Below are 12,532 nucleotides of genomic sequence, written 5' to 3' on the forward strand. Positions count from 1 at the left end.
GATATCAATCGTATTCTTCCGCGATGAATCTGTAATCTTCGGTCTTTTCCAGCGCAGGTTCTGCCATGCGCCTTATACCGTTTATGACTGTTTCTATTGCTGTATCCGTAAGCTCCTGACCCGTACCCGCAGGGGAACACATTATCATTATGCTGATAGTGTAGGTGTCCCAGGGTATGCGCTTGGCATTCGGATAATCGCCGCTGTTGTTTTTTACGTATTCTGCCAGACGTTCCGTCCGTTTTTCTTCGGGGATACTTTCCAACGCCGCCTGCATTTCTTCGGGTGTGCCTATTTTCACGGCTAAGTCTGTCCACATATCTCTGTGATATTCCACGAACAGCCTTGCAGCCTTTTCGTGACGTGAAACAAGCTCCGCCGAAAGTATCTCCACGGTCTGTTCGGCAAAATCCAGAACTTCTGCTTCTGCTGTTTTCTCATCAGGAAGATGGATATACAGCAGCCTGATTTCTTCGCCGTCATGAAGCTCAGCGAACCTGATATCGCCATTTTCGTCATAGGTGACTTTTAGCTGACGCTCAAATGTATCGCAGCTGAGTTCGTAAAGCTCCACCCGACAGCCACTTGCGGGAACATTGTACATCATCATATCGCAGGGACACACGGCGAATTCGATACATTCACCGCCGCTGTCTTTCAGCTCACCAAAGCTGTAACAGCCTGTCTTGAAATGCATTGGTATGCGGTAGTTTTCAGCCATAGGAAATATCCTCCGTTACTCTGCGGTCAGTCGTCACATACACTGTATGTGAACATCTGGGGTAACTTTTCTTTTCTCAGCAGATATATCGCAATTCCCACATATATAATAACGCCTAAGTACTTGGATGGATCTGACATTGTAGTGTTGATAGATTCAACTATATCCGCGTTGTTTTTCATGCTTGAGGGAAGCACAACGCATATATCCATGAATGCGTGCAGGAAAACTGTTATCCAGATATTTCCCCATCTTGCGTATACGGCGGCGAGGAAAACGCCCACGCCTGCGGTGGATATCACCTGAGGGATAACGGCATCAATGCTTACTCCCGCAAAAATGTTCAATAAATGATACAGTCCAAAAAGCACGCCCGATGTGAAAATAGCGGCTATGGTGCCTTTGGTGCTGTCTCTGCCGAAGAGGTCTCTCAGCACGTTGAAAATTATCCCTCTGAAAAGCAGTTCCTCGCATATGCCCGCCGCAAACAGCAGAGCCAGTATACACCAGACCTGTTCAGAACCGAAATTCAGCCCTGTTGGTGTGACGATTTTCACCTTATTGTCAGAAGTTTCCAGAAACAGCGCATTTAATATAGAAGTTACACTGCCGTAGATCATGAAAAAGCCTGTGATAAGTCCGCCGAAAAAGCCGTTGCCCTTTGTGTACAGGACTTTCTTTTTATGCAGAAGCGCAAGTATAGTGGAGTAAAACACCAGCGTTATCAGCGCGCATATGAACTGTGCTTTATAGCCTGAAATGTCAAGAAATTTGCATATCTTGCTGCCAATTATCGAGGAAAGCAGAAAACACCCTACTGAACCGAGGATTATTCCCGCCGATATCAGCACCCTTTTTGCAGTCAGCAAATTATCGCTTTCCTGAATATTATCCTGTAAAAATTCTTTTTCCATAATTATTGTCCCTTCTATTTAATTCTGTCATTCTTCAAAACTGAATATCTCTTCTACCGATACGCCGAATACTGCAGCTATGTCCATAGCAAGCTTCAAAGAGGGGTTGTACTGCCCTTTTTCAAGCCTGATGATAGTTTCTCTTCTCACGCCCACAAGTTCTGCAAGGTCGCCCTGCTTCATATCCCTTGAAGCCCTGAGTTCTTTTATTCTTGTTTTAAGTTCGGGCATATCATTCCTCCTCAGCTTCGGGAGTTCTGTCGAGCCAGAGATAGAAAGCATTCCTCAGCACATAATAAGCACCTATCATCAGGTAGCCGTACCACATGACCATTTCTCCTGTTATGCACACATTAGCTTTATGGGCGCGGTTGCACGCCATATGAACTATCATGCCAAAGACCATGGTGAAGATTATCAGACCCTCAGCCGAATATGCCGTAGCTTTCAGCATAAGCTCCTTGGCGAGTTCGTCCCCGGGCTCTTTTTTGTATCTGCACGAGATCATCATCAGCACGACATACACTGCTGCCGCCGCCAGAACAGTCGGGGTCTGCTGTTTTATGCTGCCTATCGATCTTGATATCATTGCCGATACAGCTATCACCGTCATGACCACACCCAGCAGCAGGTTTACAAGTGCCTGTCCCTTGACGCTTATGGGCTTTCTGGGGTCGGTCTTATAGCGCTCGCGGGCTATCTTTTCAAGCATTTCCCGTCTTTCGGCGCGTGTAATATCTCTGCGTTGATACTCCTTGTACAGTTGTCTGATCTTGTCATTGTCGCGCATAATAACGCCTCCGTATTTCTCCTTTGTTCTGCTGTCTTTTTGTTTTTTATCAAAGCTTTGATATTCCGCAAGAAGTGATATATTCATCACCTTATGTGACAATAATATCACACCGGATTGCATTTGTCAATCCTTGATGTGATAAATTTATCACTTTTGTAACATCTCACAGCAGAGGAACGGACAACGGACAGCCGATAGTGCATATCGCCTAACATTTCAGCCTGTTTATATACGCAAAAAAGCCCTCAAAAGAGAGCTTTCCGCGTTTAATGGGTATATATGAGAGAGAGTAATGCTGGTTTATGTGCGCCTCACTTGGTTATATCAACGCTTGCGCACTTGATGCCTGTCAGCTTTTCGCTGAGTTCATCGGGCTGAGATGTACCTGCAAACAGTCTGAACTTATTGCCGAACACCTTTCTCACGCCGTTATCGTCAACTGCAGTGAATGCCTTTTCGGGCACTTCTATCTCGAATACAGAGGTCTCGCCTTCATTCAGCTTAACGCGCTTGAATCCGCACAGGCTTACATTGGGTACTGCGTGCTCGCAGTAGTCCTTCATGTAAAGCTGGATAACGTCCTCGGTAGCCTTGCCGCTGTTTTCTGCGGTAACAACTGCCTTGCCGTCCTTGTATTCTACCTTTGTTACCTTTACGCCGCCGTAGGTAAGACCGTAGCCGAAAGGATACAGCACGTTATCGGTGGTATAGCGGTATGTTCTGCCCTTCATGGAATAATCAGTGAATTCGGGAAGCTTGTCGGTATCCTCGTAGAATGTTACAGGCAGCTTGCCCGAGGGTGAAACGTCACCGAAGAGAACTTCTGCCAGCGCCTTGCCGCCCATTTCACCGGGATAGAATGCGTGTATCAGTGCATCGGGCTTGCTTTCGGGATTTATAGCCGAACCTGCGCATACAACAGTTACAACAGGCTTGCCCAGTGCCATTATCTTCTTTACCAATTCTCTCTGGGGAGGAGGCAGTGTCAGACCGTTCTTGTCGCCGGAGGAGAACTCGTTGCCTGTATCGCCCTCTTCGCCCTCGATAGTAGCGTCAAGACCCAGACAAAGGATGGTCATATCAGCGAATTTAGCTGCTGCAACAGCCTCGGCATAGCGGTCGCCTGCCTGTGCCAGATTTGAAACTCTGTCCTTGTACAGGTGACAGCCCTCAGCAAAGATGACTCTTCCGCTGAATCTGTCCTGTATGCCGTTGAGGAATGTGATATATCTGTCGGAGAGACCGTTGTAGTTGCCCTCCAGCGCTGTTCTGCTGTCCGAATTGGGACCGATCACAGCGATAGTCTTGTACTTGTTTTCATCGATAGGCAGTATGCCGTTGTTCTCCAGCATAACAAGGGACTTCTCAGCACACTCCAGAGAGATAGCCTTGTGTTCCTTGCAGGCAACCTTATCATAGGGGATATCGTCGAACTCGGTCTTCTTATCGAACATACCAAGTCTCATTCTTGTGCGCATCAGATGTACGCAGGCAGTACGGATATCCTCTTTAGTCACAGCACCCTTTTCGAGTGCGACCAGAAGGTTCTGATAAGTACAGCCGCAGTTAACGTCGCAGCCTGCTTTCAGTGCCATAGCGGTTGATTCGATGGCATTTGCTGTTACCATGTGGTTCTCGTGGAAATCGCGGATAGCCCAGCAGTCAGAAACGAAATAGCCGTCAAAGCCCCATTCCTTCAGCTTTGCCATCAGGTAGTCACTTGCGCAGGCAGGCTCGCCGTTTACACGGTTGTACGCGCCCATAACGCTCTCTACCTTTGCTTCCTTTACCAGTGCCTCAAATGCGGGGAGATAGGTCTCCTCCATATCCTTAGCGTTTGCCTTTGCATCAAAGGAATGACGTATAGCCTCAGGACCGCTGTGTACTGCGAAATGCTTTGCGCAGGCAGCAGCCTTCATGACCTTGCCGTCACCCTGAAGACCTCTTACAACAGCCTTGCCGTTGCGTGCGGTGAGATAAGGATCCTCACCAAAGGTCTCGTGACCTCTGCCCCAGCGGGGATCACGGAATATATTTATATTAGGTGCCCACAGAGTAAGACCCTTATATATATCACGGTCTTCCTCCTTAGTGTAGACATTGTATTTTGCTCTCACTTCCTCAGAAGTTACCTCGGCGGTCTTCTTTGTCAGCTCGTCATCGAACATAGCTGCAAGACCTATTGCCTGTGGGAACATTGTAGCAACGCCCGAGCGTGCAAAACCATGTATGCCCTCGTTCCACCAGTTGTATGCGGGTATTCCCAGTCTCGGAACGGCAGGTGCATCATATCTCAGCTGAGATGCCTGCTCCTCCGTAGTCATCTCATCTGTGAGCGCTTCTGCTCTTTCCTCCGCAGAGAGGGTTTCATCAAGGTACTTTTTCATGACCTTCCTCCTAACCTTTCATTTCATATCATATCGGATCATCCGATCATTTGCCAACAGCCGCTCTTATCTTATCCAGCTGAGGCTCTATATCTCCCTTGTTATCCAGCAGATGCCATGTCTCTGTGACCTCGGCAGTCTCGCCGGGCTGATACTTTCTCTTTTCGCCAAGTATCTCACATTCAAGGAATTTGCTGTTTGTATACATTTCAAAATTACAGGAATAATCGGGGTATTCAACAAACTGATACTCACCGAAGCACTTAACGAATATCTGCTCGTTAACAGCGTAAGCCGCAAAGCCGTCCTCAACATTGAAACCTGCCTTGAAAGCGCCCTGTATGAACTTATCCTGTCTGATGCGGACATACTCGTTAGTCAGCTTGAAGCGTGGGTCGTTCACATCGGAATAATCCCAGAGGCTCATAACTCTGTTAGGCAGATATCCCGATTTTCTGGTACACATAGGTATAACAGCCGTACCGCCTGCGGTAAGACCTGTTATGGACCACAGTGCGAAATCAGCTTCCTTATCACCGATATTCTTAATGCGCTGTGTAACTGTAACTATCGGCTTGCTTGCATCGAGAGTAATAACAGTTTCAAGCTGCTTGCCGAATGGCGTAGCGGGGGGTGTGAATGTTACGGTATCGCCGTCTGCTTTGTATGCAACGGGGTCATTATCGGGATTATAGGTCTCGGGGATAAGCTCGGGAGCTACCCAAAGTCTGTGACCGCCTCTGTTGCGCCAAGTTCCGTACCCCTCAACATCAACAGTGAAGCTGCCCTCTTCGTCTTCCAGCATAACATTTTCTTTGCCGTTAAGCGCGAAGTAAATAACTCTCGGACCGAACTCAACAGTCACAGCGAGAGCACAGGACTCATTCTCTATAAACACGCATTTACCGTAGCTTTTATACTCTTTTTCAGATATCTTAACGCTCATAAAAAGCACCTCCGCTTGCATATTGTTCTTTGATTATACACTGTATGCCCGATTTTTGCAACTCAATTCTTGCGTTATCGGTTACAAATATTGCTTATTTATATAAAAAAATTGTGATAAATTACGGAATTCTCTGTTGAATATATTGAAAAATCAAAAGGTTTGTGTTATAATATGTAACAAGGTAGAGCAATTATTTGTCTGTCAGGTGTAATGCAGACAAGTCATTTTGGAATATCAGATAGTAATAAAGTGGAGTTATTTTTGCGCGGCATGGGTAGTAAGCCGCGACATCAGACGGGGGTAGAAACGATCATGATAGTACATCTGGACGGGGATTTTGAGACAGTCGATTATATCGAGAACCGAAGTGTGCTTATCTACGACAATGTAGATACCGAAGAATATCCTACGCACTGGCACAATGCGATAGAGATAGTGATGCCGCTGACAAACGGTTATACGATGATATGCGACGGTAAGACTTACGAACTGCACGAGCGGGATATAATGATAGTACCTGCGGGCACACTGCACGCAATGAAAGCGCAGTCGGGGCGCAGGCTCATCATGCTGTTCGATAACAGGAGCATAAGCTCGAATCCTGCGTTATACGACCTTTACTCGGTGCTGAAATCGCCTGTGATGATAGGCGAGGAATCCGACGAAGAGCTCAGGATATCTCTGGGCAACCTTATTAAAGAGGTATACACGCTGTACAGCAATTTTGATGTTCTTTCAGAAGTGTATATCTACATCAAGCTGCTGACACTGCTGGCGAGGATCAAAGAAAATCAGATAAGCGCTGTGAAGTATGACGATGAGAAATATCTGGAGAAATTCGGAAGCATCATCAAGTACATCGAGCAGAACTATATGTACAACATCACACTTGATGATCTGGCAAGAATGGCAGGTTACAGCAAGTATCATTTTTCGCGAATATTCAAGAAATACAGCCGAACTACATTCATCAGCTTTTTGAACCACAGAAGGATAAAGGCAGCGGAGATGCTGCTGCTTGACGAGAATATCTCGGTAACAGAAGCGGCTATGCAGGTAGGTTTTTCCAGCCTGACTACCTTTAACAGAGTATTCAGGGAGATAAAGGGCTGTACACCCACGGAATTCAGGAAGCTGTATAAGCTGACGAATGTTTCTGGGGATTGAGTAAAAACATGCAAATATACACAACGAGCGTGGACGTTTGATCGTCCACGCTCGTTTTTTCCTTATTTCTGCGAATCTATCCGCGTCATAGTTTCCTGCGCTTTCCGCCATGCTATCCCAAGCACAGCAAAGTCAGCGCCCCTGCCAACAATTATGAATTGTCATATTCTGCTGCTATGTTCTTGCCGTCGCATTTTGCGATAACGCTGTCCGTCCTCGTCAGAAAGACCTCAGCACCGCATTTTTTAAACAGGTCAACAGTATCCTTGTCCTCGGGTTCTTCATCGGAACTCGTTATCACAGCTATCTCCGCCTTGATGCTCTGGGCAAAGGGTTTCAGCTGTTTCTGCCAGTGACCGTGGTATGGCACTTTCACAAATCGGTAGGTTTTATTGTTGTTCTGCGTGAACTCTGCCAACCTGTCATTCTCGGCATCTCCCGCGAACAGCATATTCACATCGCCGAGAGTTACTTCCGTTATCAGCGAGGAATTGTTGCTGGGCTCTTTTTCATATGCTTCCTGCGCTGGCGGGTCAATGGTGAACACAGCTTCACCCAGGGTGAAAGTCATATCCTCACGGACGGTCTGCGCCGTTATTCCTTGGTTTTTCAGCTCTTCAAGATAATTATCGTACTCTTCGCTCTCCTTGGGAGAGTTGCTTTGCAGTACCGTTCCCACCTCGCAGGATCTCAGTATCTTAGCAGCACCGCCCACATGGTCTTTGTCAAAGTGGGTGATTATCAGGTAGTCCAGTTTTTTTATGCCCTGTTCTTCCATATATGCAGTTATGTGCTTGCCGAAGCCCTTTTCACCGCAGTCGATAAGCACTGCCCAGTCATCGCCGTAGATAAGTTCAGCATCAGCCTTGCCCGCCTTGAAGCTGTATATGGTCAGCCCTTTGCCGACTTCGTCTATGCTGACTTTGTTCGTCTTCGCGGTACAACCCGACATAAATGCCGTAAGCGCTGCAGCCGCGATGCAGAGAAATTTTTTAAGCATAAACATTTTCCTTTCCATTCCCTTGTATCTACAATTTTTTATCTGTTTTTGGGATATTATTCTTCACCGCTGTTATCTGTATTGTAGGGGCCATCATATCTGCTGTCAGCCGAAGGGTTCAGCTTTCGCAGATACTTCTTTTGGGCTATCAGGAAACACAGCACGCAGTACAAGCCTATGCATACAAGCACTATACTGCCTGTTATCCTGAAAAGCTTCGACTTGAAATACGCCTTAGTTATCCTCGCCCTTTCCTTTACGGGAGAGCGCTCGACTTTCGTGGTGGAGATAAGGTCTATCTCCGCAAGGGTCTCGCCCTTGTAGATAAGCTCCATCTTGCCCAGAACATCGCCCTCTTCAACGGGGGCAACGATGTTCTTCCGCACGGTTATCCTCTTTTCAACATCATCTATGGGGATATTCACAGGCCACATTCTGCTGTAGCCGCCGGCAGGTTTTAGGTTGGCGTAATCGCGCTTTTTACCGTAGCTCACCTTTACGTCCCTGACCTCGCTGAATTCGTTGATGAAATCCTTCTGCACAAGGGTATCAAAAGCCCATTCGTACAGATTTATATGGTCGATGAAATTGTAGTACACCACATCGTCCGCATACATTGATTCGGGGTCAGCTTCACCCTTTTTGATATCCTCGGGAAGCTTCTCCATGGGCGCACCCATTGTTACCGCCAGATAGGTTATGCCGTCCCTGGTGGCATAGCTGGCGAAACAGCGGCCTGCGGCTTCGGTAGTGCCTGTTTTTATGCCGCGGCAGTCTGTGTAGTAGTAGTCTGTAAACTCGTTTATCATGTAGTCTGTGCTGACTATGTATGTGCCCTCTGGGTGATAGTCAGTGGGCGCCATGGTAAATGATGGACTGCCCACAAGTTCCCTGAAAACAGGGTACTTGTCGAGAGCGTACCTGCATATGGTGGAGATATCCTTTGCAGTGGAGTAATTCTGCTGAGTGAACAGACCGTGTGCATTGGAGAAATGAGTGTGCTTCAGCCCTATCTCTGTACACTTTGCGTTCATCATATCCACGAATGCGGGGATATTGCCCCCAACGTTTATAGCAATTATATTCGCGGCTTCGCAGGCAGACGGTATCAGCAGTGCCGCCAGCAGGTCGTAAGCGCTGACAGCTTCATTTGGCTGGATATCAGCAGTAGCCGCACCTGTGTCGTAAAGCTCGTCAAAAGCTTCTGTACCCGCGGACATCATCTTGCTTTTCAGGGTGCTTTCATCGCCCCCGAGCGTGTCCAGAAGAACAACAGCCGTCATCAGCTTTGTAAGCGAAGCAGGCGGGACTTCCTTTTCACCGTTGATATCCACGATAACTTCGCCCGAATCCATATTCACCATATAAACGCATTCGGAATACAGCCTTATATCCCTTCGTTCACCGTCAGCATCCACAGCAGTTGGCACAAAGCTAAGCGCCGACGCGCGGAAACTGCCTATATCAGCAAATATCAGCACAGCGCACAGCAGTGCCGATATAACACGCAATTTATTTTTCATCTATATATGACCCTCTTTGTTCGGAAATTCAATATTATCAGTATAGCACAATCCCGTGTCATTTGCAAGCGGCTTTTGGCGAAAATGGGGTGAAAAATTTCATGACGAGGAAACTGCCAAAGAACCAAAGCGCGCGGTTTATGCGACTGCGTCGGCATATGCCTCGCGCTAGCAGGCTTGCGGGGAGCCACAGTCAGCAAAGCTGACTGTTAAGGGCAGAGCCCTCGCATCAAGGCACAAAAGCGACGTGGCAACAAAGCAATAAATAGAACAGGGTACTACCGACCAAATATGGCGCGGCAATAAAAGAGTTCAGAGCGTGGACAAATCAATCGTCCACGCTCTTTCTATCTGCGTAAATATATTGCCGCGCCCGAAATCAACGGCGGTAGCACAGCCGACGCAGTCACTGTTAGTTGATTTCTCGACCCGAGGAACGAGGGGCGACCTTGCCCTCCGCAGTACAATAAGCAAGTGAAAATGTTCCACGTGGAACATTTGTTCACAAACAATGAAATGATCATGCGACCGCAAACGACTGTATCCCACCGCATAGACCCGCACTATCAGCAGAACGTGGTCACACTTCCGAAAGGTCGGGGGCGAAAATAACAGGTGTGCCGTTTTTGATATCCAAACGCAGATTCTTCCCGCAGCCCGAAAGTATATTATCACAGAGGATATCCTCTGCTTCCTGCTCGGCGAAGCGGCGGATATCTCTTGCAGAGCCGCCAGATGAAAGACATTTTTCGGCGGCGTAGGCTTCACATTCGGGGGATATCTCAAGCTCATAGCCCAGATTAGCGGCGCGTGCTGATAGCTTTGCAAGTTCACGGCGGGCGATACCGCAAAGGGTCTCTCTGCCCAGAGGCTCAAAGACGATAATGCCGTCCATACGGTTTATAAGCTCGGGGGAAAGCACCTTTTTCACCGCCTGCTCGATATCCCGCCGGAAGCTTTCACCGCCGCGGCTGAAAAATCCCGCGTGCCTGCTTTCTGCCAGTTCTGCCGCGCCTGCGTTGGTGGTGAGTATCACCGTGAGTTCGGATAATTCGGCGGTTCTGCCTGCGCTGTCGGTGATGACACCCTCTTCAAGCATTTGCAGTAGCACCCCGAAAATATCCCTGTGGGCTTTCTCTATCTCGTCAAAAAGAAGTACACCGCATGGGTGTCGGCGGATAAGCTCAACCAGCCTGCCGCCGTCCTCGTAGCCCACATAGCCCGCAGGCGCACCTATCAGCTTGGCGACACTGTGGGGTTCCATATACTCGCTCATGTCAAGGCGGATAAGGCTTTCCCTGCCGCATATCAGATTTGAAAGTTCCCGCGCAAGAAGAGTTTTTCCCACGCCCGCCGCGCCTGCGAAAACAAAGCTGCCCACAGGTCTGCCGCCCCTGCCAAGACCAAGCCTGCGCCGCCTTATTGCCCGCGATACCGCCGCTACTGCCCGCTCCTGACCTATGACCGCTTCACCAAGCTGTTCTTCAAGGTGCCTGAGAGTTTCACGCTCGTCTGTATCGGCGGCGGTGCATTTCATCCCTGTGCATCGGCTGACGGTCTGCTCAACTATGCCGCGTGTGAGGACTGTCCGCCTGCGGGCATTGGAGATAGCATCAAGATATCCGCTCCTGTCAATCTCACCCGCCAGATACTTTTCAAAGGCGCGTTCGGGTATCTTCTTAGTCCCCGCTTCAAGCTTTGCCGCACTGCACGCTCCGTCAAGAAGCTCCACCGCCTTATCGGGGAAATGCTTATGCTTCATATACCGCCCGCTGAGTTCCACCGCACAGCGGCATATCTCGGGGGATATGGTCACATCGTGGAAGTCCTCCAGCCTGCCTTTCAGCCCCAGCAGCATGGTGTATGCCGAATCTTCATCGGGCTCGCAGATATCAACGCGGCAGAAACGCCTGTCCATAGCCCCGTCTTTTTCGATGGTGCGGCGGTATTCCTCGGAGGTGGTGGCACCTATCACCTGTATCCTGCCGCGTGCAAGGTCGGGTTTGAGGATATTCGCCGCGTCGATGGCGCCCTCAGCCGCACCCGCCCCCATGATGTTGTGAAGCTCATCTATAAAAAGTATGACGTTCCCCGCCTGTGCGGCTTCATCGATGCAGGCTTTAAGGCGTTCCTCAAAATCCCCGCGGTACTTCGCACCAGCCAGCAGAAGAGTTATATCCAGTGCGAATATCCGCTTATCCGCCAGCTGAGATGGCACGCTCCCCGACACTATCTTCACCGCAAGACCCTCGGCAAGGGCAGTCTTGCCAACGCCTGCTTCACCCACAAGACAGGGATCGTTCTTTCGGCGGCGGCAGAGTATCTCCATCATAAGGCGCATTTCTTCATCCCGCCCTATGATAGGGTCAAAACCCATACATACAGCAGGGTCGGTGAGTTCGGTGCCGTAGCGTGAAAGTGTTTTCAGCCGCGGATAGTTCCTGCGCAGGACATCACTGCGGGTGCTTGTGAAGCTTTCGGAAGCTATCCTGCGCTCATCAGCCCGAAGCCTGCGGAGTATCTGCACAGCACAGGAATTTCCGCAGCGCAGAAGCCCCGAAAGTATATGCTCGCTGCCCACGCTTTTTCCGCCGAAATTTTCGGCAGTTTCCAAAGCGGCACAGATGTTGGCTGTCTTGGCAGTTTCAGGGGTCATGCAGGGCGTGCCCCTGCCGATGAGTTCATCTATCTCGCCGCTGACACCCTCGTATGTCACACCATACCGCCTGAGTACAGCCTCAGCCGCACCACCGCAGCAGGTCAAAGCAAGCAGAAGATGTTCGCTCCCGAGGTAGGTATGTCCCCTCTCCCCTGCAAGCACCGCCGCCCTGCGCAGGACTTCTCTTGCTGTTTCCGTATAATTCTCATAGCTCATGCAAAACACCTCCGCTGAAAGTATAGGCTTATAAGATAAAAGTATTCGGGAGACGGGGAAATATGACTGGCGGAAACAAACTTGCGGGGAATGACAAGGAAGGGAGCTTTGGGTCAAGAGTTAAACAATAGCAAACAAGCGTAAAACTGCCAAAGAGACAAAGCTCTCCGCAAGCCTCGCGCTTTAATTCGCACACTACTTTG

Annotated in this window: 10 protein-coding genes; 1 reads left to right on the forward strand and 9 read right to left on the reverse strand. The window is 49.0% G+C overall.

Features of this window, described 5'->3' with window-relative positions; translation table 11 throughout:
• Positions 1 to 4: 4 nt before the first annotated feature.
• From BMY75_RS09715 to BMY75_RS09740, 6 genes are all read right to left on the reverse strand, one after another.
• The gene (locus BMY75_RS09715) at positions 5 to 721 is read right to left on the reverse strand and encodes a hypothetical protein (protein ID WP_074833205.1); all 717 of its coding nucleotides are present in this window, start codon (positions 719 to 721) and stop codon (positions 5 to 7) included.
• Positions 722 to 747: 26 nt separating this feature from the next.
• The gene (locus tag BMY75_RS09720) at positions 748 to 1,635 is read right to left on the reverse strand and encodes a CPBP family intramembrane glutamic endopeptidase (RefSeq protein ID WP_074833208.1); all 888 of its coding nucleotides are present in this window, start codon (positions 1,633 to 1,635) and stop codon (positions 748 to 750) included.
• Between the two features lie 27 nt (positions 1,636 to 1,662).
• A complete protein-coding gene (locus BMY75_RS09725) occupies positions 1,663 to 1,866 on the reverse strand; it encodes a helix-turn-helix transcriptional regulator (protein ID WP_074833211.1) in 204 nt (67 codons plus the stop codon).
• Between the two features lies 1 nt (position 1,867).
• Complete coding sequence (locus BMY75_RS09730; RefSeq protein WP_139199777.1) at positions 1,868 to 2,425, reverse strand: hypothetical protein; 558 nt, start codon at positions 2,423 to 2,425, stop codon at positions 1,868 to 1,870.
• 314 nt (positions 2,426 to 2,739) lie between these two features.
• Positions 2,740 to 4,815, reverse strand: a complete 2,076-nt coding sequence (locus tag BMY75_RS09735; RefSeq protein WP_074833215.1) for a glycoside hydrolase family 3 C-terminal domain-containing protein — start codon at positions 4,813 to 4,815, stop codon at positions 2,740 to 2,742.
• A 46-nt stretch (positions 4,816 to 4,861) separates the two neighbouring features.
• Positions 4,862 to 5,761 carry a hypothetical protein gene (locus BMY75_RS09740; RefSeq protein WP_074833217.1) on the reverse strand — a complete coding sequence of 300 codons (900 nt, stop codon included), beginning with the start codon at positions 5,759 to 5,761 and terminating at the stop codon, positions 4,862 to 4,864.
• Between the two features lie 315 nt (positions 5,762 to 6,076).
• On the opposite strand from BMY75_RS09740, the gene BMY75_RS09745 reads away from it, so the two are divergent.
• Positions 6,077 to 6,931: an AraC family transcriptional regulator gene (locus BMY75_RS09745; RefSeq protein WP_074833219.1), complete on the forward strand. Its 855-nt coding sequence runs from the start codon at positions 6,077 to 6,079 to the stop codon at positions 6,929 to 6,931.
• Between the two features lie 151 nt (positions 6,932 to 7,082).
• Here the strand turns inward: BMY75_RS09745 and BMY75_RS09750 are convergent, their stop codons facing one another.
• The 3 genes from BMY75_RS09750 to BMY75_RS09760 form a co-directional block, all read right to left on the reverse strand.
• Complete coding sequence (locus BMY75_RS09750) at positions 7,083 to 7,949, reverse strand: ComEC/Rec2 family competence protein (RefSeq protein ID WP_074833221.1); 867 nt, start codon at positions 7,947 to 7,949, stop codon at positions 7,083 to 7,085.
• 38 nt (positions 7,950 to 7,987) lie between these two features.
• Positions 7,988 to 9,454 (reverse strand): D-alanyl-D-alanine carboxypeptidase family protein, encoded by a 1,467-nt coding sequence (locus BMY75_RS09755; RefSeq protein ID WP_074833223.1) that lies wholly within the window; start codon positions 9,452 to 9,454, stop codon positions 7,988 to 7,990.
• A 580-nt stretch (positions 9,455 to 10,034) separates the two neighbouring features.
• A complete protein-coding gene (locus BMY75_RS09760) occupies positions 10,035 to 12,329 on the reverse strand; it encodes an AAA family ATPase (RefSeq protein WP_074833226.1) in 2,295 nt (764 codons plus the stop codon).
• Between the last annotated feature and the right edge of the window lie 203 nt (positions 12,330 to 12,532).

The organism is Hominimerdicola alba, assembly GCF_900109655.1.
Lineage (GTDB): Bacteria > Bacillota > Clostridia > Oscillospirales > Ruminococcaceae > Hominimerdicola > Hominimerdicola alba_B.